This is a genomic window from Paraburkholderia sp. JPY419 (genome assembly GCF_050435705.1).
Lineage (GTDB): Bacteria > Pseudomonadota > Gammaproteobacteria > Burkholderiales > Burkholderiaceae > Paraburkholderia > Paraburkholderia youngii.
The window spans coordinates 1,250,283-1,269,939 of record NZ_JBNDKV010000004.1 but is presented as its reverse complement, the minus strand read 5'-3'; the positions used below and the strand labels follow the sequence as shown (position 1 = coordinate 1,269,939).

Genomic DNA, 19,657 nt, shown 5'->3' with positions numbered 1-19,657 from the left:
ACCTCAGTCCGATTCCAGGCCGAACCCTCCGCGCAAGCGCCGACGCGCGCACAATAGCTGTCTACCCGGCGTTACGCGCAAGTTGGAGCACGGCAGGAGCACCGCAGCAGCACGAGCAACCGGCGTGCTTGCCCGCCATCAAGCGGCAGGCGCGCATTTCTTTTATCCTTTCACCCTCGACGCCGCGCCGGTGTTTTTGCAGCGCGGCGCCACGACATTCATTGGACTCTGGAGAATTCAAATGAGCAAACAGGCAATCGGCGTGGTGGGGCTGGCGGTGATGGGCCGCAATCTGGCGCTCAACATCGAGAGCCGCGGCCACGCGGTGTCGGTCTACAACCGTAGCCGCGCGAAAACCGACGAACTCATCGCCGAATTTCCGGACCGCAAACTGGTGCCGGCTTTCACGCTGGAAGAATTCGTCGACTCGCTTGAAAAGCCGCGCCGCATTCTGATGATGGTCAAGGCCGGCGAGCCGACCGACGCAACCATTGCCTCGCTCAAGCCGCTGCTCGAAAAAGGCGACATCCTGATCGATGGCGGCAACACACCCTTCACCGACACGATCCGCCGCAACCAGGAACTCGCGAAGGCCGGTCTGCATTTCATCGGCACCGGCGTGTCGGGCGGCGAGGAAGGCGCGCTGAAAGGCCCGTCGATCATGCCGGGCGGCCAGCGCGACGGGTACGACCTCGTCGCGCCGATCCTCACCGAGATCGCCGCGAAGGCGCCGGACGGCGAGCCCTGCGTCGCGTACATGGGACCGGACGGCGCGGGCCACTTCGTGAAGATGGTGCACAACGGCATCGAGTACGGCGACATGCAGCTGATCGCCGAGAGTTATGCGGTGTTGAAGCAGGTCGTCGGCTTGTCGAACGAGGAACTCGGCAAGGTCTATACCGAGTGGAACCAGGGCGAGCTCGACAGCTATCTGATCGAAATCACCTCGAAGATCTTCAGCAAGAAGGACGACGAAACGGGCAAGGACCTCGTCGACGTGATCCTCGACCGTGCCGCGCAGAAGGGCACTGGCAAGTGGACCAGCCAGAACGCGCTCGACCTCGGCGCACCGCTGCCGCTGATCACCGAGGCGGTGTTCGCGCGCGTGCTGTCGTCGCTGAAGACGCAGCGCGTGGCCGCGAGCAAGGTGCTCGAAGGGCCGCGGGCCAAGCCGCTCGAAGGCGCGAAGGAGGCGTTCATCGAATCGGTGCGCCGCGCGCTGTACTTCAGCAAGGTGATCTCGTACGCGCAGGGCTTCGCGCAGTTGCGCGCAGCGTCGGAAGAGTACAAGTGGGATCTCGACTACGGCACGATCGCGAAGATCTTCCGCGCGGGCTGCATCATCCGCGCGCGCTTCCTGCAGAAAATCACCGACGCCTACACGAAGGACAAGGCGCTCGCGAACCTGCTGCTCGATCCGTACTTCCGCGACATCGCGAAGAACTACCAGGCGGCGCTGCGCGAAGTCGTGGTGGCCGCGGTCAATGCGGGCGTGCCGGTACCGGCGTTCGCGTCGGCGATCGCGTATTTCGACGCTTACCGCTCGGAGCGTCTGCCCGCGAACCTCGTGCAGGCGCAGCGCGACTTCTTCGGCGCGCATACGTTCGAACGCATCGATAAGCCAGGCAGCTTCCACGCACAGTGGAGCTAAGCGGTTGAAAAAACGGCCCGGCGCGCGATGGTGACAGCGCGCCGGGCCATTGTTCTGTTTGGATCGCCAAGCAGGCGCCGCATTATTGCCAAATATATCGAGGGTTGGCTGTAAACCTAAGCAAATGCGAAATGATTATTGCGCTGGTAGAAATGGAGTTTCGCCGGTTTAAGGGTTTACCCTAGATCGTGACGCCTCTAAACTTGTTTTCAATCGCTGAGGGAAAAGCAGAAACCCCGAAGCGCACCACAACAAGTCCTTTGGAGGTCAATCATGAAGACCCTGATTTCCGCAGTTGCAATCGCCGCCGCCCTAGTTGTTCCGGCCGCTTCGTTCGCTCAAGCCAGCCAGCCGGTGACGCGCGCTCAGGTTCGCGCTCAACTGATCCAACTCGAACAGGTCGGCTACAACCCGTCCGCCAACGACGTCAACTACCCGGCCGACATCCAGGCAGCGCAAGCACGCGTCGATGCGCAGCGCGGCACGGCCGTCGCAGCCAACCGCGCGGACACCAGCGGCTACGGCGCTCCGGCTGCCGGCACGTCGCAAGCAGGCCACGCCGTCGTTCCGGCGAAGGCCAACCGTAACTCGGTGTACTTCGGCAGCTGATCGCAGTAGAAGTGTGCAGGTGTAGTGGGTAGTCGTAGTCCGTTGTAGACGCCGCTTCGTGGAATAGCGCGAGCGCGGCGGGCAAGAAAAAACGCCATCCAGTTCGATCGGATGGCGTTTTGTCGTTTACGGCGCCGTGCTGCGGCGGGTTGGCGTCAATGCAGGGTTCGCTGCCGCCGGCCGATGTCATCGAACAGCGCGCGGCTCGGCTCCAGCGCGAGAAGCCACGATTCGTCGTAGCCGCTCAGGTTGTCGAGCGCCTCGCGCAGACGCTCGATCGCCACCGCGGGCAACTCGACGCTCGCCTCGACCCCGCTCGACAGCCTCGCGACGCTCGCCAGTTGCACGAGCGCATCGGCGGCCTCGGCGACGTCGGCGGCGAAAATCAGGTGGGTGTTCAGCAGCTCGACGAGGCCGGCAGACGCCGCCACATCGTCGACGTTGAGTTGCACGGCCAGAAAGGTGGCTTTGTTCATCCTCGATTCCTCCCAGAATCCCAACGTTGTCGTGAACTGCTCCGCGCGGCTTGACTGAGTATAGGCGATGGCCGATTGCCCGCAACAATCGGACGAATCGGCCGTGGCGGCTTGCCCGCCGAGACGCGCGGGCCATGCGACCTATAATAGGGCCAGCCGCGCAAGCGCCGTCGCCGTGGGCGGACGGCGCCGCCCGCGGGGTTTGCGCGCTTGCCAATTGCTCATCGACCATGAAGATCATCCGCAGCAAAAGCTTTACCGCGCCGCGTGCCTGGGGTGCGCTCGACATCGCGAACATGAACGGCATCACCACGCGTCTGCATTGGACCGACCGGCCGTACAAGTGGCACGTGAACGACGGCGAGGAAGTGTTCGCCGTGCTCGACGGGCGCGTCGAGATGCGCTATCGCGAAGACGGCGTCGAACGTTCGACGGTGCTCGAAACCGGCGACGTGTTCTACGCGACGGTCGGCACCGAGCATGTTGCGCATCCGGTCGGCGCGGCACGGGTGCTGGTCGTCGAAACGCAAGGAAGCGTCTGAAGAACACCGCAGTTTGACGGCACGCGCCAGCGCGGCGCGCGCGTGGGGCTCGCGCATAATATCCACGCGGCAACAGGCAGCCGCGACCTTACGCAAGCGTGGCGGCACGGCAATTGCAGCGGCGTCGATTGAATCGGAACGAGACACACGTCGAGGAAAATCAGATGACACAACAATGGCAACCGACGGCCATCCGCCTGCTGATCGCGGCGGCGCTCGGCGTGGCGATCGCCGGCTGCACGACGATGCCGTGGGAAAGCACGCCGTTCTACAACAACGCGCCGTCGAGCGCGACCAGTCTCGCGACCGTCCCGGTGCCCGCCGGCTTCTACCGCGTCAATCCGGGCGACACGCTGGCCGGCATCGCCTCGGCATATGGACGCAAGCCGCAGGAAATCGCGGCCTGGAACGGCTTGCCGGTTAACGCGGCGGTCGCGCCCGGTCAGGTGCTGCGCGTTTCTCCGCCGATGGCCTCGGGCAGCGTGGTCACGCCGCCCGTTGCAGTGACGCCGGCTGCGCCGGCCGCGCCGGGCGCGACGGCGAACGTGCCGCCGGGCGCCGTCCCCGGTGCGCCAGCCCCCGCGGCCGGGCCCCAGCAGGGCGTGCTGCAATGGCCGTTGCGCGGGCCGATCCTTCGCGCGTTCGCGCCGGGCAAATACAACGGCATCGTGATCGGCGGGCAACCCGGCGATCCGGTCAAGGCCGCGGCGACCGGCCGCGTGGTCTACGCGGGCACCGGCATCGAAGCCTACGGCCCGCTCATCATCATCAAGCACAACGACTCGCTGATCACCGCGTATGGCCAGAACAGCCAATTGCTCGTCAAGGAAGGCGACGCGGTCGCGCAAGGGCAGACGATCGGCGAGGTCGGGGTCGATAGCCGCGGTGCCGCGTCGATCCAGTTCGAAGTGCGCCAGAACGGCCAGCCGGTCGATCCGCTGCAGTGGCTGCCCAAGCCGGGCGGCTGAGCGGCCGCGTCGCGTCTATTGATTCAGTGTCTATCGACTCCTCGCAGTCGGATCGGCGCGCCTTGCGGGGACGCGCCGATTTTCAGCGTCGCCTGAATTGAATACACTGTATGGCTCGTTTGCCGGCGCGTACGCGTTCCTCCCGGAGTGCACGCGCGGCCGGCTGCCGTAGGTTGTCATCCATGGACGCACAGGGACACACAATGATCGATTTGCGCAGCGATACCGTTACCCGCCCGACTCCGCCGATGCTCGCGGCGATGTCGGCGGCCGAAGTCGGCGACGACGTCTGGGGCGACGACCCCACCGTACTGCGTCTGCAGGCCACGCTGGCCGAGCGCACCGGCAAAGAAGCGGGGCTGTTCTTCCCGAGCGGCACGCAAAGCAACCTCGCCGCGTTGATGGCGCACTGCGCGCGCGGCGACGAATACATCGTCGGCCAGCTTGCGCACACCTACAAATACGAGGGCGGTGGCGCGGCCGTGCTCGGCAGCATCCAGCCGCAGCCGCTCGAAAACGCCGCCGACGGCTCGATCCCGCTCGACAAGATCGCCGCCGCGATCAAGCCGATCGACGATCACTTCGCGCGCACGCGGCTCGTCGCGCTGGAAAATACGATCGGCGGCAAGGTGCTGCCGGCTCAGTACGTCGCCGACGCGACGCAGCTCGCGCGCGAGCGCGGCCTCGCGACCCACCTCGACGGCGCGCGCGTGTTCAACGCGGCGGTCGCGTCGGGCAAGCCGGTCGCGGCGCTCGCCGAGCCGTTCGATTCGGTGTCGATCTGCTTTTCGAAGGGACTGGGCGCGCCGGTCGGCTCGGTGCTGGTCGGCAGCCGCGCGCTGATCGACGTCGCGCATCGCTGGCGCAAGGTGCTCGGCGGCGGCATGCGCCAGGCTGGGGTGCTCGCGGCCGCCTGCCTGTATGCGCTCGATCACAACGTCGAGCGTCTTGCCGACGATCACGCGAACGCCGCGCATCTGGCGGCGGGGCTGGAGACCATCGAGCAGGTGAAGGTGCAGTCGCTTGCAACGAACATGGTGTTCGCGCAGTTTCCGCAGCAGCATTGCGCGCCGCTCGAGGCATGGCTCAAGGAGCGCGGCATCCTCACGCAGATGCTGTATGCCTCGCGCTTCGTCACGCACATGGATGTGTCGCGCGACGATATCGACACGTTCATTGACGCGGTGAAGGGGTATTTCGCGGCACGTTGATCGCGCTGCATTGGTCGGAAGCGAGGCGGCTCGCGTAGTTGCCGCCTCGTCTTCCCGCACCGGCTTCAACTCATGCGCGGTTCGTTCGAGCCGCGCTTCCTGCAAGCTTTATCCTCGTCTCGCGTGCCGTCCGGCGCACATCTCACTTGACCGCCGCCTTCGCCTGCACGCCCGCGCGATGCGATGGCGCGAAGAGCCGCAAGCCGCTCGCGAGGCTCGCCGCGCCGGCAAAGAATGCGCCGAGGCCGAGCGCGAGCGTCGGCCCATGCTGGCGTCCGGCGATGCCGAAGCACAGCGCGACCAGCGCGGCACCGGTCGCCTGGCCGATTAGCCGCGCGGTCGCGACGATGCCGCTGGCGCCGCCGCTGCGCTCCGGCGGCGCGCTCGCCATCAGCGCCTTCAGGTTCGGCGACTGGAAAAAGCCGAAGCCCGCGCCGCAGATCGCCATGCGGATGCCGATGTCGAGCACGTGCGGATGGGCGGGCAGCATCGCCAGCGAGGCCATCCCCGCCGACAGCACCGCGAGCCCGACCGCGCCGAGCAGCCCCGGCGGATAGCGGTCCGACAGGCCGCCCGCGAGCGGCGCGGCAAGCGCGACCACGACGGGCCACGGCGTCATCAGGAAGCCGGTTTCGACCTGGCTGCGCAGCAGCACGTCCTCGAAATAGAACGGCAGCGACACGAATGCGAGGCTCTGCGCGGCGAACGAGCAGACGGCCGTCACCGCCGACAGCGCGAACACCGGCCGCTTGAACAGATCGACGGGCAGCATCGGCGCGGAGTGACCCGCCTCGCGGCGAATCAGCAGCAGCCCGAACACGACGGCGACCGCCGCGGCGCTGAGCACGATCTGCATCGACGCGCGTTGCGCCGCCTCGCCGAGCGCGAAGATCAGCGCGGCGAACGTGACCACGTTGAGCAGCGCCGCCAGCGGATCGAACTGATGCCGGCCCTGCGCGGTATGCGGCAGCGCCGGCATCGCAAAGCTCAGCGCGAGGACGCCGAGCGGCACGTTGACCGCGAATAGCCACGGCCACGTTGCGACCGACAGAATCAGCGACGCCACCGTCGGCCCGACCGCGAACGACACGCCGACGATCAGCGCATTGGTGCCGAGCCCGCGACCGAGCCGATGCGGCGGGTACAGATAGCGGATCAGCGCGGTGTTGACGCTCATGATCGCGCTGGCGCCCAGGCCCTGCACGATCCGCGCGGCGGCGAGCAGCGGCAGCGTCGGCGCCAGAGCGCAGCCGAGCGAACTCAGCGTGAACAGCGCGATGCCGCCGATATAGATACGCCGATGCCCGACGATATCGCCGAGCGCGGCGAGCGGCAGCAGCGTCGCGACCATCGCGAGCTGATACGCGTTGATGATCCAGACCGACGCGGCCGGCGCCGCGTGCAGGTCGCCGGCGATCGCGGGCAGCGCGGTGTTGGCGATCGCGGTATCGAGCGTGGCGAGCGCGACGGCGAGCATGATCGCGGCCATCGCGCGGCGATTGGCGGCCGACATCTGGCCGTCGGCGGGGAGAGCCGGCGTGGAGACGCCGACGGTAGAGCTGAGCTTATCGGACAAGGCGTGCTCGTCGGGTTGGGCATGCCAGCGTCGGCCGCTTCCAGAGAGGCGACGCGCGCACGGCGGTTTTGTTGTGGGCGAGGTCGCGCGCTGTCCGGACCACGGCGGATGAGCGTGGCGGCTGGTGCGACGCAACGTCGCGATTGTTGCAGAGACGGCACGATCGTGCAGGGAGGCGGGCAGGCGGGCGAAGAAGAGGCGCTGGGATCTGACAGTAACGCAACTAACCGTCAACCCCGCCCGACATCTCCAAATCGGCCAAGGCCCCACATCGAATCCCATACGCATACGCTCGAACCGTCCGGCAGAACGGGCGGCCCGATGCGATCACACAATCAGGGAATTCGCGGCTTCATCCGCCCGTCATGCATCGAAAAAATAATCGATGTGCGGCTTTGCACTGCGTCCGTGCATCGGCCGCGCGCCATTGCGCGGCAACTGGCGGGTTCACCGGGCACGGCATATGCGTGATCGTCCGCTCGCGCAGCGATGTGCGAGATCCCCAAAATGTCCTACTCTGTTTTTTAACCGTTCCGACAGGTACGCGCCTCCCGTCCGTCTTCCGTGCGGTTCGCGTCTGCCATGTCGAACTTCCCGGAGGCTTCGATGACGACCGTCGATCTGGAATTCGACCAGCTCCACAGTACCGTCGACGCGCTACGGCGCTCAATTTCGAATCGCATGATGTACGGCGTGGGCAAGGACGCCATCACCGCTCACCCGCACGATTGGCTGCATGCGGCCGCGCTGGCCGTGCGCGACCGGCTCGTCGCGCGCTGGATGAAGACCACGCGCCTGCAATACGAGCAGGACGTGAAACGGGTCTACTACCTGTCGATGGAGTTTCTGATCGGCAGGACCTTTACCAACGCGCTGCTCGCGCTCGGCATTCACGATCAGATGAAGGAGGCGCTCGCGAGCCTCGGCGTCGACATGGACGCGCTGATCGATATCGAACCCGACGCCGCGCTCGGCAACGGCGGCCTCGGCCGGCTCGCCGCGTGCTTTCTCGACTCGATGGCGACGCTCGGCATTCCGGGTTTCGGCTACGGCATCCGTTACCAGTACGGCATGTTCCGTCAGGAAATCGTCAACGGCGAGCAGGTCGAGGCGCCCGACTATTGGCTGCGCGCCGGTAACCCCTGGGAATTTCCGCGGCCCGAAATCAAGTACATGGTGCACTTCGGCGGCCGTACCGTGCAGCGCGGCGAGAAGACCGAATGGATCGACACCGAGCACGTGAACGCGACCGCGTACGACACCGTGATCCCCGGCTACGCGACCGACGCGACCAACACGCTGCGCCTGTGGTCCGCGCGCGCGACCGAGGAGCTCGACCTCGGCGCGTTCAATCGCGGCGACTACCGCAACGCGGTCGACACCAAGAACATGTCGGAGAACGTGTCGCGGCTGCTCTATCCGGACGACTCGACGCCTGCCGGCCGCGAGTTGCGGCTGCGCCAGGAGTACTTCTTCGTCTCGGCGACGATGCAGGATCTGATCCGCCGCTATCAGCGCACGCACAGCACGTTCGGACGCTTCTCGGAGAAGGTCGCGGTGCATCTGAACGACACGCACCCGGTGCTCGCGATTCCCGAGCTGATGCGCCTGCTCGTCGACGTGCATAACCTGCCGTGGGACAAGGCGTGGAAACACGTGACGCAGATCTTCTCGTACACGAATCACACGCTGATGCCCGAGGCGCTCGAAACATGGGATGTCGAAATGCTGTCGCGCCTGCTGCCGCGCCATCTCGAGATCATCTTCGAAATCAATGCGCAGTTTCTGAAGCATGTCAGCGAACAGTCGGGTCACGACGTCGATATGATCCGCCGCATTTCGCTCGTCGACGAATACGGGCAGCGGCGCGTGCGCATGGCCTATCTGGCGATCGTCGCGAGCCACAAGGTCAACGGCGTGTCGAAGCTGCATTCGCAGCTGATGACGCGCGACATCTTCTCCGACTTCGCGCGCCTCTATCCCGACCGCTTCACCAACGTGACCAACGGCATCACGCCGCGCCGCTGGCTCGCGCAGGCGAGTCCGTCGCTGTCGTCGCTGATCGACGCGCGCATCGGCACACATTGGCGCAGCAATCTGTTCGAGCTCGAGCAGCTGCGCAATCTGCGCAAGGACGACGAGTTCGTCGACGCGTTCCGTGAGGCCAAACGACAGGCCAAGCTGCGGCTCGTGCACCGGCTCGCGCAGCACACCAAGCTGCACTTCGATCCGAACGCGCTGTTCGATCTGCAGGTCAAGCGCATTCACGAATACAAGCGCCAGTTGCTCAACGTGCTGCACGTGATCGTGCGCTACAACGAGATTCGCGCGAATCCGGAGCGCGACTGGGTGCCGCGCGTCGTGCTGTTCGCGGGCAAGGCCGCGTCCGCGTACCGGATGGCCAAGACGATCATCAAGCTGATCGGCGACGTCAGCGAGAAGGTCAATCACGATCCGCTGATCGGCAACAGGCTGAAGGTCGTGTTCGTGCCGAACTACGGCGTGAGCGTGGCCGAGCTGATCATTCCGGCGGCCGATCTGTCGGAGCAGATCTCGATGGCCGGCACCGAGGCGTCGGGCACCGGCAACATGAAGCTCGCGCTCAATGGCGCATTGACGATCGGCACGATGGACGGCGCGAACATCGAAATCTGCGACGCGGTGGGGCGCGAGAACATCTTCATCTTCGGCCACAGCGCCGACGAGGTGGACGATCTGCGCGCAAGCGGCTATCGGCCGCGGCGGATTTACGAGGAAAACGAAGCATTACGCACCGCGCTCGATCAGATTCGCACGGGATTCTTCTCGCCGGACGATCCGCTGCGCTTCTCCGATATCTTTCACACGCTCGTCGATTGGGGCGATCACTACATGGTGCTCGCCGATTTCGATGCGTTCGCGAAGGCGCAGAACGCAGTGGATGCGCGTTTCGTCAACAAGCACGCGTGGGCCGAAAGCGCGATCGAGAACGTCGCGGGGATGGGGCTGTTCTCGTCGGATCGCACGATCGGCGAGTATGCGCGCAATATCTGGCGCGTGAATCCGCTCAGTCTGGACTGAGCCGGAGAAGCCGTGCGGGGCTGGCGTCGATCAGTCGCGCACGGCTCTTTCATGTTCGATCGACGCGCCGCGTCATGTCTTCGGCGCGGCGGCCGCGGCCTTCGCCCAATGCACGGCCTCGCCGACGCGTTCGACGAACTCGCGATCCGTGCTCATCAGCGCCTCGCGCTCACCGTCGGCAGTCTTGACCATCAACCGATGCGTGACGTCCTGACTCGCCCAGGTCAGCCAGCCGACCACGACCAGCATCGCCCCGGATACGAGTCCCGAAGCCGAATGCAGCACACCGCCGACGATCGCGCCGATCAGCCCCGCCGCCGAGATCACGAGCGGCACGACCTTGTTCTTCTGCACGGTCACGACCCGCACGTCGACGATATCGCGCAGCGGGAAGACCTGACCCGCGGCCGAGAGGGCGTTGCGCGTGACCGACACGCCGCGATCGTTGAATGGGATTTCCATCGTTTCAATGCAAGGGTAGTGAAGCGCGCAGCGTAGCAGACTTCGTTCAAATTTCTAAAGTTAGGGAGTTTTTCGTTCTCTCTCAGGCCCGTGCTGCAAGGGGTGATTTTGGGGACAAAAAAACGAGTTAGGCGATTTTCTGATTAAAAACCCGGTTTGGAGAGAGGGCGACGAGAGAATATGCGTTGAAATGATCTACGGCGTCGATGCGCGGCGCTCGGTAATGACAGAATTCAATCTGAGCGTCTTTATTTGAGAGGCTCCGGCCTGAAGGCGTTAGCCGGGAATCGCGAGCGGGAATGCTCCACGCTAGCGATTAGCAATCCGGAGTCGCGGGCACTGCAGGAGAGGAAGGTCAAATGATTGCGGCCATGTCGTTCATCGCTGGATTGCTCGCCGTCTTTATTGTCTGCTATGTGCATTATGAGATCCCCAGATTTACAAAGGGCGGGTTAACCGTGTCTTGGCCAATCTTGCGGTGTTTGGCGTGGGCTGCAGTTTCGGCTTCATTTGTGCGCGGTTTTTTAGCAGCCCGGCGCGCCACGTTCGAGTTAGTCACGTCTTGCGATCATTTCGTTGAACAACAGCAACAGGATCTTTGCCGAGCTCTCAAGTCTCGTACTTGAACGACACGGATACGCGGGTCCGATATTCAACCACCTTGCCGTTGTCGATCTTCATGTCGAGCTTACAGACTTCGGCGATTCGCAAATCACGAAGCGAGTTAGCAGCAGTTTCTACAGCATTTTTCGCAGCCTCCTCCCAAGAAGTCGGACTCGTGCCGACAATTTCTGTAACCTTGTAGACGCTGGACTGTGTGCTTGCGGCCATGATCTCTCTCCAGGATGGAATGGGCGATTTTTACGTGGCGCATCCGGCGTGCCTGTCTCGCTAATCCGTGTGCAGGTGTCCGACGTGGACACCTTGCATCTGACCTGATATCCGTTGAGTAGCGCCGGTGACGCGATTACGGTGTTCCGAGGACTCTAAGCGCCTCGGTGTGCAACCCGGGAGTCGCAGCCGCGACGACCGTACCATCGAAACGTTCAGTGATTGGATGACCCGACCAAGTAGTAACGATGCCACCCGCGCCCCGAACGACAGGCACTAGCGCCATCACATCGTAAATTTCCAGGTCTGCTTCCACAACGAGGTCAATGTAACCCGAGGCTAACAAGGCGTAACCGTAACAGTCGGTTCCGAACCGGGAGATTGCGACAGAACCCGACAGCGTTGAAAAGGCCCGTGACGCTTCACCGATAAATATCTGTGGGTCGGTTGTGCAGAGTCGGGCATCGCGCAATCGCGTGCATGAACTGACTTTGCACGGAGTGCCATTGAGAACGGTGCTATTCCCGTAGCCTATCCAGCGCTCACGCAGTGCTGGGACTTCAATCAGGCCGTAGGCAGGAAGTCGACTTTCGAGTACCGCGACGAGCGTCCCGAACAGCGGAAGACCCGATACGAAGCTCTTCGTGCCGTCGATGGGGTCGATCACCCAAGTTGTTCCGTCCCCAGTCTCGCCGCCTTCCTCTTCGCCCACAAGGTGGTGTGATGGATGCCGCGACAAGATGAGTTCACGAAGCCGTCGTTCTATCTCGCGGTCCGCGATTGTGACGGGAGTCGCGTCGGACTTCGTTGTAACGTCGAACCCCGTTCTGAAGTGCTTCAACGCGAGGATTCGCGCTTCGTCGCCGAGCGAGTCCAGAAACCTGCAGGTATCCGTTGGTGTCATGTTGCTACCTCCTGATGCCGTCAGTGGTTCCGCACCGTTGCAACCCGCTGTACCGGTCCGGCGGGCAAGTCCTGAGTGTCCCCTCGTGGCGCCGACCCTGCCACGGGAAAGCGGAACGTTGCCTGTCGCACAAACGGTCCCACTCACGAAGGAGCTGTGCCTCGCCTTGTCGTCACTGCTTCATCTCGCCGGTCGCGTTAGAGCCGGACGCGCCTTGGGGCGACATGCCACTTTCGCGTTTTTGCATCAATGTGCCACTCGCCGGCTTGCTGGTACCGGCGTCCGCAGCACGGCTCATGCTCTGCCCAGCGGTACCCGGCTGGGCGCTGTGAGCATCCGGCTTCGGCTGCACGCTGCCGGTATTGGTTTGCGCAAATGCGTAAACGCTGGCAATCAATGCAATTACGCTCACTCCTGCCGCTATCAGCTTCATGACGATCTCCAGTTTGGGAAGCGCTCCGGGAACTACGTACCCATCCGCGTAGCACGGCTCGTGCCGTCAAGGAGCCTCGTTGGGGGGCCTGTATCCTGTCGGCTCGTCGTGATGCGCCGCGCGTGGCCGAGATCAGCCGTCGCGGCCTGTCATCTCGGGTGCGATCGACGCATGGTTCAGCAGCCCGACGAGCGCGACGCCACCGACCACGTTACCTAGCAGCGTCGGCGCGAAAAATCGCAGCAGATAGTCCTGCACGGCGGCATGGCTGCGCAGCACCGCGTACGCCGCTTCCACTGAGCCAGCAATCACGTGCGCCAGATCACACACTGCAACAACATACGTGAGGACCGCGACGATCAGCACGGCGGCGGATCTCGCGCTCGGCAGCAGCCAGACCATCAGCGCGATCAGCCAGCCCGCGAGAACCGCCTTCATGGTCGTGGAAGCAAAGGTCGAGCCGTACGGGGCTTGCGACAACTGATCGAGAACCGGCGCAAGCTTCTGCCCGAACGACGTCGGCATCGTAAGGATTCCGGCGAAGATCCATGTTCCGGCCAGATTCGCGGCCAGTACGATCACCCATAGCCGCAGCGCGATAGCGGCAACCGGCAGACTGCGCCTCGTCAGGACCGGCAGCAGCACGGTCAACGTGCTTTCGGTGAATAGTTGCTGGCGCCCGAGCACGACGATGATGAAGCCGACGCAATAGCCTGCGGCGCCAGTCAGCGAGATGCCGCCGTGACCGGAAGACGACGTCTTGCTTTCGAGCACCGCCTGAGTTAGAAACGAAAAACCCATTGATAGCCCGGCCGCCAACGCGGACCACAGCAACGCGAGCGGCTTTCGGCCAAGCGCCGTCTCGCCTTCCTCCCGGATGATCTCGTGAATCACCAGCGCGCGAGGTGAACTGTGCGCGGAAGCCTGGTCGCGCTCCTCGTCATCGAGATGGGGCGACGCATGTCCTGCCGGGTGATCGTCGTTTGTTCGGGGCTGGCTTGCCATTCGCAATGCTCCAGGTTGTTTGTCGCGATCGCTTTGCCGATAACGCTGACGGCGAAGCCACTCCGCTGTCCGATGAGGATCGCGTCGCAAAGGCCAAAGTGCTTACTTGGCGACGCGATTCCGCGTCTCGAATCCCATGTGTGTCACCTTTTCGCCTCGTCGCGGTCCGCAGCAGAGCGGCCAAGGAATTGCGTGACCGTCTCCGGCAGGTGCTCAAGCAGCCACTTCGCCATTTCGACTTCCTGCGGCAGAATCTGCTCGCAAACCTGACGGGTCTCGATGTCGCCCGCGGCGTTGGCTGCCGCGATTAGCGTCGTGTAGGCGGCAATTTCGACATGTTCGAATACGTACCCGGCCATGCCGCCTTTGATCACTTCATCGCTGACCGCCATGCCGCCAGCCCCCTGCATGAAAGCCGACATGCGCGCCGTCAGATCCTTCATGCCCGAAGGGCTCGAACCGAGCCGGTCAAGGCACGACTCGAGCAGCTTCTGCTGCGAGAGCGTTTCCTCGATATGCCTGTCGATGCGTTCCCTGAGCAGCGGATAGTGGTCGAGGCGCTTCGACTGCGCCTTCAACATTGTTTCCGCCTGCTTTTCCATCGCGTAGGCGTCGCGCAGCCAGTCGACGACATGTTCCTGTGGTGTAGTCATGTCATGTTCTCCAAAGAAGTTTTCGCGGTTTATCACGCGGTGTCGTCGGTAGGCGCAACTTCGCTACCTAACTCAGCACCGGTCGTCGGATCGCTCGACGGGTCGGAGCGCAGACGCGTGGCCATCGCAGTCACGGCGGTTTCCTGTTGCGCTTCGAGTCCCACCGACGCACTGCCGTCGCCGCCATCCACCGCCGGTTCACCGGTCCGTATCGTGAGACCGGTGCCGCTGTTCCACGGTGTGTTGATCACCGCTCCGTCGTGCGACATCTTGTAGTAGACGCTCGCGAATTCCTGTCTCGGCGGCAGCTTGCCCGGCGGGAAACTCGGCGTGATCGCATACAGCGCCTTCTCGAACGACTTCTGATGCGCGACTTCGCGGGTCATCAGAAAGCCCAGCGCCTCGCGCACGCCGGCATCGTCGGTCACGTTGATCAGCCGTTCATAGATGATCTTCGCGCGCGCTTCGGCGGCGATGTTCGAGCGCAGGTCCGCGGTCGGCTCGCCAATCGTGTCGATGTACGCGGCACTCCACGGGACGCCGCCGGAGTTCGTCAGCGGCGGTCCGCCGCCATATAGCACCTGGGTAAGGTGACTGTCGTTGCCCGCGCCGTTGAGCTTGCGATACAGCTCGGCTTGCTGTTCGACCGCTTCGGCGAGTTCCCCCTTCGCGCCGCGATTCAACATCGCGACGATCGAGCCGATGATCTCGAGATGGCTCAGCTCTTCGGTGGCGATGTCGAACAGCATGTCCTTGCGCCCGGGGTCTTCTTCCGCAACGGCCTGCGTGAAGTAGCGCATTGCGGCGGCCAATTCGCCTTGCGGCCCGCCGAACTGCTCCAGCATCAGATTCGCGAGCCCGGGATTGGTCGTGCCGACGCGAACCGTGTATTGCAGCCGTTTGTTGTGCATGAACATCGTGACCTCCATTGGAGTTGGCACTTGGGTCTTCCATCCGCCGTGCCACGCATGCGGAGCGCCGTCGCGGCTGGACGGCGCGAATCCGTCTGCGCATGCCGCGTTCCTGCCCGCCTGACACGAGTTGCCAGGGCTTGCCCAAAGCAGGCGGGAAGCGTTGCAACAGGCTAGAGGTCTGCAGACCAACGTTGCGCGCACGAGCGAGCAGGCGCCTGCAGGAGGCGGTTCGTGAAGAGGACCATCTCATTGCGGGATTGCCGACCGCGTCTGTGCGTAGGGGGTTTACTCGTAGTGCCGATCGGCACTTATGCCATGCACGCAGCCGGCGGAGCCCTGTATGCGGGTGTTCTGGAGGTTTTGCCACGCTCGGTTCCCGGTGCCAAAACCCACTCTCAGACCTCGCCGGATCCGGGAGCGTCGATAGCGCGGATAGAGGTTCGGTTCATTTCTCCGTTGTGGCGCGACGTCATCGGCCGACTGCATTGCGTCAAGGAAAATCATACTTGGCCTGGACGGATTGGCTAAGATGTCGCAGGTTCGCGCTCGGAGGCCATTCATGACTGTCGGCGTATATGCCACGCTGGTCGCGACGTCGCTCGTGCTGCTGCTCGGCGAAAAGCTCGTGCAATGGATCGGCGTGCTCCGAACCTATTCGATTCCGGCGCCGGTGGCAGGCGGGCTCATCGTCGCGATCTGCGTGCTGATCACACGCATCACCATCCACGTGCAGGTCAGGTTCGATTCGACGCTGCAGGCGCCGCTGATGCTCGCGTTCTTCTCGACGATCGGCCTGAATGCGCATCTGTCGAATCTGAAGGCGGGCGGGCCGGTGTTGATCCGCTTTCTCGCGCTGGTCAGCGGGCTGCTGATCCTGCAGAACGTGATCGGCATCCTGCTAGCGTTCGCGCTCGGCGTCGATCCGCTGCTCGGCATTCTCGGCGGCTCCGTCACGATGTCGGGCGGGCACGGCACCGGCGCCGCGTGGAGCCAGGTCTTCACCGAACGTCACGGGCTGGAGTCGGCGACCGAAATCGCGATCGGCTGTGCGACCTTTGGACTCGTGATGGGCGGCGTGCTCGGCGGTCCGGTCGCACGTGTGCTGATGCGGCGGATCAGTGCCGACGAATTGCTGCGCGTCCAGCAGCTAGCGGACGAAACGCTGGTCTTCGAAGAACCGAAGGCGGAGCAGGCCACCACGCCCGCCGCGATCATCACGACGCTCGCGCTGATCTCGATCTGCCTCGCGGGCGGCGAAGTGTTTGCCGACTGGATCGCGGACACCGTGTTCGAATTGCCGACCTTCGTCTGCACGCTGTTCATCGGCGTGATCCTGAACAACGTGCTCGCGCTCATGCGTGTGCGGATCGACCAGCACGCGGTCGCGCTGGTCGGAAACGTCGCGCTCGCGCTCTTTCTCGCGATGGCGCTGATGCGCCTCGACCTATGGGAGCTTGCCGCGCTCGCGTTGCCGATCATCTCGATCCTCGCGGCGCAGACGCTGCTGATGGCGCTCTATGCGATCTTCATCACGTTTCCCGCGATGGGCCGCAACTACGACGCGGTCGTGTTGTGCGCGGCGCAATGCGGGCTCGGACTTGGCGCGACGCCGACCGCGATCGCGAACATGCAGGCGATCACGAACCGCTTCGGCCATTCCCATATCGCGTTCCTGATCGTGCCGATGACGGGCGCGTTTTTCATGGACATCGTCAACGCGATCGTGATCAAACTGTTTCTCACGCTGCCGTTTTTCCATTGAGCCCAGGCGAATACCATGAGCAACCAACCACACATCGCACCCGACAGCACCGCCGCGCGCGTCGCGCTATGGCGTGCGCTGCACGTGCAGGCCGACGCGCCGCCGCACGTGCTCGAAGACGAAGTCGGCTTGCGATTGCTGGCTCCCGCCGAGGATTGGCGCAGCCGCGGCGACATGGACCCGCGGTTCACGCGGCCGTTTCGTGCGTCGATCGTCGCGCGCGCACGCTTTATCGAGGATCTGGTCGTCGAGCAGGCCGGCCGCGGTGTCGATCAATACGTGATCCTGGGCGCCGGTCTCGACAGCTTCGCGCAACGCCGGCCCGACATCGCGTCGCGGCTCACCGTGTTCGAAGTCGATCCGCCGGGACCGCAAACGTGGAAGCGTGAGCGGCTCAGCGAATTGGGTTACGGCCTGCCGGACTGGCTGCGTTTCGTGCCCGTCGACTTCGAAGCGGGCGATAGCTGGCGGCAGCGTCTCGTCGCCGAAGGCTTCGACGAAAGCAGGCCGGCCGTCGTCGTGTCGACCGGTGTCAGCATGTATCTGACCACAGAGGCGAATGCGGCGACGCTGCGCGAAGTGGCCGGGCTCGCGCGCGGCTCGACGTTCGCGATGACGTTCCTGTTGCCGCTGGAGATGGCGGACCCGGACGTGCGCCCGGGACTCGAAATGGCGGAGAAGGGCGCGCGTGCGAGCGGTACACCGTTCATCAGCTTCTTCATGCCGCAGCGGATGATCGCCATGGCGCGTGAAGCGGGCTTTGACGACGCGCGGCATGTGTCCGCGGCGGATCTGACGCAGCGCTACTTCGCGGCTCGCACGGATGGACTGCGCCCGCCGGCCAATGCGGAGGAACTGCTGGTGGCGAATACTTAGCGGCCGTTGCGGTGGGTTGAATGCGCGATCGCGGTCCTCACGCGGCTATAATCGCGCTCGAACATGGCCTTCGAAGTCTACTCATGAAAAAGATCGCAGCCTTCGCACTCGTCGCATGCGCACTCGCCGCCTGCTCGTCGTCCCCGGAAAAGCAGGCGCAGCGCGCCCAGCAGGAAATCCTTCATAGCGAGCCGAACCTCCGCGCCGCGCAACGCGACGCGGTGATCGACTGCACGCCGTCGAATTGCGATGCCGCGTGGGCGGCGACGAAACGCTATATCGAGCAGCATTCCGACACGCACGTGATCCGCGCGGACGCGGTCGCGATCGATACCGACGTGCCCGACGATTCGGGCAAGGCCGCTTTTTCAGCGACCCGCGCGAACAAGAGCACGGGCGGCGCGACGTTGTCGCTGTTTGCGCAGTGCCGCGGCATGTACGGGCCCGACAGCGCGAAGGGCGACGACTATGACGAGTGCGCCGAGAAGATCCTGAAGACTCAGAACGGCTACGTGCCGTATCTGCGCTCGCACGCATCGGCGCAATAGGCGAGCCGCTACCGGAAAGCGCGGAGCCGCCAACCCGGCACTCGCGCAGCGATTCGCCGAACCCTCGCCACGATGCGGCGGGAGGCGCTATGCTGATGCGTCTTCGCCTCGCGGAACCCCGTCATGCAAGCTCCTGGCGCCACCGTACCGATTTCGCTCGTCAATGGGTTCCTCGGCAGCGTCGGGACGCGGCCGGATATCGTCGACCGGCACCTGTCCGGCGCGAACATCCCGCGCGCGCTGCTGGACCAGCCTGGCGCGCGCGTCACCGAGGAACAGTTCTCGACGCTCTACCGCTCGCTCGCGATCGAACTCGACGATGAGATGCCCGGCATTTTCTCGCGCCCGCTGCGCAGCGGCGCGCTCAAGTTTCTGTGTCTGAGCCTGCTGGATGCGCCGAATCTCGAAACCGCGATGCATCGGTTCGGCCAGTTCTTCCATCTAGTGCTCGACGACTTCCGTTTCGAGTCGCGCCGCGGCGACCTCGTTGCGACGCTGGCCTTGCATCCGGGAAGCACGGGAGCGCAACCGAGCATGCTGGGCCAGGAGCTGATGCTGAAGCTCGCGCATGGGATCGCGTCCTGGCTGATCGGCCAGCGCATTGCGTTGCTCCAGGTGCAGTTCGCCTTTCCTCGTCCTGCTCACGCGCTCGAGTATCTCTATCTGTTTCCCGGACCGGCGAAGTTCGACTGCAATCAGACCTCGATGCAGTTCAGCAGCAGCTATTTCGATCTGCCCGTGCGCCAGCGCAAGGCGAATCTGCGCAGGTTTCTCGCTCGTGCGCCGGAAGACTGGATCTTCGTGTCGTTCAACGAGCAGCTGTTCAGCCATCGCGTGCGGGAACATCTCGCGTCCCGGCTGCCCGACGTCCCGTCCATCGAAGAGGCGGCGGAAGGCCTGCACTGTTCGGTCAGAACGCTGTGCCGTCATCTTGCCGCCGAGGGCACGGCGTTCCAGGTGCTCAAGGACGAACTGCGCCGCGACATCGCGATCCAGCGCCTGACCGGCACGCACGAGCCCATCGCCATCATCGCCGGCGACGTCGGCTTCGGCGACCCCACCGCATTCCACCGAGCGTTCCGCCACTGGACCGGCAGCACCCCGGCGGCCTATCGCCGGGGTGGCTGATCTCGTCACATCAAAGCGTCGATAACCCCTGCCGATGCACTTCCCACG

The 19,657-nt window shown here is 64.1% G+C and carries 19 protein-coding genes; 10 read left to right on the top strand and 9 right to left on the bottom strand.

The window, feature by feature from the left end; all coding sequences use genetic code 11:
* The first annotated feature begins 241 nt into the window (after positions 1 to 241).
* Complete coding sequence (gndA, locus tag QFZ91_RS34300) at positions 242 to 1,651, top strand: NADP-dependent phosphogluconate dehydrogenase (RefSeq protein ID WP_429569935.1); 1,410 nt, start codon at positions 242 to 244, stop codon at positions 1,649 to 1,651.
* Between the two features lie 273 nt (positions 1,652 to 1,924).
* On the top strand, positions 1,925 to 2,260 hold the full coding sequence (locus tag QFZ91_RS34295) for a DUF4148 domain-containing protein (protein WP_429569934.1): 336 nt from the start codon (positions 1,925 to 1,927) through the stop codon (positions 2,258 to 2,260).
* A 155-nt stretch (positions 2,261 to 2,415) separates the two neighbouring features.
* Here QFZ91_RS34295 and QFZ91_RS34290 read toward each other — a convergent pair whose 3' ends face one another.
* Positions 2,416 to 2,736, bottom strand: coding sequence for a hypothetical protein (locus QFZ91_RS34290; RefSeq protein WP_013091261.1), 321 nt, complete (start codon positions 2,734 to 2,736; stop codon positions 2,416 to 2,418).
* A 230-nt stretch (positions 2,737 to 2,966) separates the two neighbouring features.
* On the opposite strand from QFZ91_RS34290, the gene QFZ91_RS34285 reads away from it, so the two are divergent.
* The 3 genes from QFZ91_RS34285 to ltaE all read left to right on the top strand — a co-directional run bounded on the left by QFZ91_RS34285 (position 2,967) and on the right by ltaE (position 5,457).
* Complete coding sequence (locus QFZ91_RS34285) at positions 2,967 to 3,278, top strand: cupin domain-containing protein (protein WP_429569933.1); 312 nt, start codon at positions 2,967 to 2,969, stop codon at positions 3,276 to 3,278.
* Between the two features lie 164 nt (positions 3,279 to 3,442).
* Positions 3,443 to 4,246 carry a peptidoglycan DD-metalloendopeptidase family protein gene (locus tag QFZ91_RS34280; RefSeq protein ID WP_429569932.1) on the top strand — a complete coding sequence of 268 codons (804 nt, stop codon included), beginning with the start codon at positions 3,443 to 3,445 and terminating at the stop codon, positions 4,244 to 4,246.
* Between the two features lie 203 nt (positions 4,247 to 4,449).
* Positions 4,450 to 5,457: a low-specificity L-threonine aldolase gene (ltaE, locus tag QFZ91_RS34275; protein ID WP_176120748.1), complete on the top strand. Its 1,008-nt coding sequence runs from the start codon at positions 4,450 to 4,452 to the stop codon at positions 5,455 to 5,457.
* 142 nt (positions 5,458 to 5,599) lie between these two features.
* Here the strand turns inward: ltaE and QFZ91_RS34270 are convergent, their stop codons facing one another.
* Positions 5,600 to 6,970, bottom strand: a complete 1,371-nt coding sequence (locus QFZ91_RS34270) for an MFS transporter (RefSeq protein WP_368589487.1) — start codon at positions 6,968 to 6,970, stop codon at positions 5,600 to 5,602.
* Between the two features lie 669 nt (positions 6,971 to 7,639).
* Between QFZ91_RS34270 and QFZ91_RS34265 the strand changes: the two genes are divergently transcribed.
* Entirely contained in the window at positions 7,640 to 10,093 is a 2,454-nt protein-coding gene (locus tag QFZ91_RS34265) for a glycogen/starch/alpha-glucan phosphorylase (RefSeq protein WP_176107703.1), read from the top strand.
* Between the two features lie 72 nt (positions 10,094 to 10,165).
* On the opposite strand, the gene QFZ91_RS34260 is transcribed toward QFZ91_RS34265, so the two are convergent.
* From QFZ91_RS34260 to QFZ91_RS34230, 7 genes are all read right to left on the bottom strand, one after another.
* Complete coding sequence (locus QFZ91_RS34260) at positions 10,166 to 10,555, bottom strand: DUF6232 family protein (RefSeq protein WP_368589323.1); 390 nt, start codon at positions 10,553 to 10,555, stop codon at positions 10,166 to 10,168.
* Positions 10,556 to 11,164: 609 nt separating this feature from the next.
* A complete protein-coding gene (locus QFZ91_RS34255) occupies positions 11,165 to 11,386 on the bottom strand; it encodes a dodecin family protein (RefSeq protein WP_176120751.1) in 222 nt (73 codons plus the stop codon).
* A gap of 136 nt (positions 11,387 to 11,522) precedes the next feature.
* Positions 11,523 to 12,290, bottom strand: coding sequence for an inositol monophosphatase family protein (locus QFZ91_RS34250; protein WP_429569931.1), 768 nt, complete (start codon positions 12,288 to 12,290; stop codon positions 11,523 to 11,525).
* Positions 12,291 to 12,462: 172 nt separating this feature from the next.
* Positions 12,463 to 12,723, bottom strand: coding sequence for a hypothetical protein (locus tag QFZ91_RS34245; protein ID WP_429569930.1), 261 nt, complete (start codon positions 12,721 to 12,723; stop codon positions 12,463 to 12,465).
* A gap of 132 nt (positions 12,724 to 12,855) precedes the next feature.
* Positions 12,856 to 13,728 carry a formate/nitrite transporter family protein gene (locus tag QFZ91_RS34240; protein WP_368715930.1) on the bottom strand — a complete coding sequence of 291 codons (873 nt, stop codon included), beginning with the start codon at positions 13,726 to 13,728 and terminating at the stop codon, positions 12,856 to 12,858.
* Positions 13,729 to 13,871: 143 nt separating this feature from the next.
* Positions 13,872 to 14,381, bottom strand: coding sequence for a ferritin-like domain-containing protein (locus QFZ91_RS34235; protein ID WP_429569929.1), 510 nt, complete (start codon positions 14,379 to 14,381; stop codon positions 13,872 to 13,874).
* 32 nt (positions 14,382 to 14,413) lie between these two features.
* Positions 14,414 to 15,298, bottom strand: coding sequence for a manganese catalase family protein (locus QFZ91_RS34230; RefSeq protein ID WP_152854153.1), 885 nt, complete (start codon positions 15,296 to 15,298; stop codon positions 14,414 to 14,416).
* Positions 15,299 to 15,854: 556 nt separating this feature from the next.
* On the opposite strand from QFZ91_RS34230, the gene gltS reads away from it, so the two are divergent.
* The 4 genes from gltS to QFZ91_RS34210 all read left to right on the top strand — a co-directional run bounded on the left by gltS (position 15,855) and on the right by QFZ91_RS34210 (position 19,609).
* Positions 15,855 to 17,057: a sodium/glutamate symporter gene (gene gltS, locus QFZ91_RS34225; RefSeq protein ID WP_429569928.1), complete on the top strand. Its 1,203-nt coding sequence runs from the start codon at positions 15,855 to 15,857 to the stop codon at positions 17,055 to 17,057.
* A 15-nt stretch (positions 17,058 to 17,072) separates the two neighbouring features.
* Positions 17,073 to 17,933 carry a class I SAM-dependent methyltransferase gene (locus tag QFZ91_RS34220; RefSeq protein WP_429569927.1) on the top strand — a complete coding sequence of 287 codons (861 nt, stop codon included), beginning with the start codon at positions 17,073 to 17,075 and terminating at the stop codon, positions 17,931 to 17,933.
* Positions 17,934 to 18,016: 83 nt separating this feature from the next.
* Positions 18,017 to 18,481 carry a hypothetical protein gene (locus QFZ91_RS34215; protein WP_176384227.1) on the top strand — a complete coding sequence of 155 codons (465 nt, stop codon included), beginning with the start codon at positions 18,017 to 18,019 and terminating at the stop codon, positions 18,479 to 18,481.
* A gap of 123 nt (positions 18,482 to 18,604) precedes the next feature.
* Positions 18,605 to 19,609 carry an AraC family transcriptional regulator gene (locus tag QFZ91_RS34210; protein WP_176384226.1) on the top strand — a complete coding sequence of 335 codons (1,005 nt, stop codon included), beginning with the start codon at positions 18,605 to 18,607 and terminating at the stop codon, positions 19,607 to 19,609.
* Positions 19,610 to 19,657: the final 48 nt, after the last annotated feature.

Bases quoted from the DNA above. Each gene is read 5' to 3' on its own strand.
- gndA (WP_429569935.1), top strand. From the start codon at position 242: ATGAGCAAACAGGCAATCGGCGTGGTGGGGCTGGCGGTGATGGGCCGC.
- QFZ91_RS34235 (WP_429569929.1), bottom strand. From the start codon at position 14,381: ATGACTACACCACAGGAACATGTCGTCGACTGGCTGCGCGACGCCTAC.
- QFZ91_RS34285 (WP_429569933.1), top strand. From the start codon at position 2,967: ATGAAGATCATCCGCAGCAAAAGCTTTACCGCGCCGCGTGCCTGGGGT.
- gltS (WP_429569928.1), top strand. From the start codon at position 15,855: ATGACTGTCGGCGTATATGCCACGCTGGTCGCGACGTCGCTCGTGCTG.
- QFZ91_RS34240 (WP_368715930.1), bottom strand. From the start codon at position 13,728: ATGGCAAGCCAGCCCCGAACAAACGACGATCACCCGGCAGGACATGCG.
- QFZ91_RS34260 (WP_368589323.1), bottom strand. From the start codon at position 10,555: ATGGAAATCCCATTCAACGATCGCGGCGTGTCGGTCACGCGCAACGCC.
- QFZ91_RS34245 (WP_429569930.1), bottom strand. From the start codon at position 12,723: ATGAAGCTGATAGCGGCAGGAGTGAGCGTAATTGCATTGATTGCCAGC.
- QFZ91_RS34255 (WP_176120751.1), bottom strand. From the start codon at position 11,386: ATGGCCGCAAGCACACAGTCCAGCGTCTACAAGGTTACAGAAATTGTC.
- QFZ91_RS34210 (WP_176384226.1), top strand. From the start codon at position 18,605: ATGCAAGCTCCTGGCGCCACCGTACCGATTTCGCTCGTCAATGGGTTC.
- QFZ91_RS34265 (WP_176107703.1), top strand. From the start codon at position 7,640: ATGACGACCGTCGATCTGGAATTCGACCAGCTCCACAGTACCGTCGAC.
- QFZ91_RS34290 (WP_013091261.1), bottom strand. From the start codon at position 2,736: ATGAACAAAGCCACCTTTCTGGCCGTGCAACTCAACGTCGACGATGTG.
- QFZ91_RS34230 (WP_152854153.1), bottom strand. From the start codon at position 15,298: ATGTTCATGCACAACAAACGGCTGCAATACACGGTTCGCGTCGGCACG.
- ltaE (WP_176120748.1), top strand. From the start codon at position 4,450: ATGATCGATTTGCGCAGCGATACCGTTACCCGCCCGACTCCGCCGATG.
- QFZ91_RS34250 (WP_429569931.1), bottom strand. From the start codon at position 12,290: ATGACACCAACGGATACCTGCAGGTTTCTGGACTCGCTCGGCGACGAA.
- QFZ91_RS34220 (WP_429569927.1), top strand. From the start codon at position 17,073: ATGAGCAACCAACCACACATCGCACCCGACAGCACCGCCGCGCGCGTC.
- QFZ91_RS34215 (WP_176384227.1), top strand. From the start codon at position 18,017: ATGAAAAAGATCGCAGCCTTCGCACTCGTCGCATGCGCACTCGCCGCC.
- QFZ91_RS34295 (WP_429569934.1), top strand. From the start codon at position 1,925: ATGAAGACCCTGATTTCCGCAGTTGCAATCGCCGCCGCCCTAGTTGTT.
- QFZ91_RS34270 (WP_368589487.1), bottom strand. From the start codon at position 6,970: ATGTCGGCCGCCAATCGCCGCGCGATGGCCGCGATCATGCTCGCCGTC.
- QFZ91_RS34280 (WP_429569932.1), top strand. From the start codon at position 3,443: ATGACACAACAATGGCAACCGACGGCCATCCGCCTGCTGATCGCGGCG.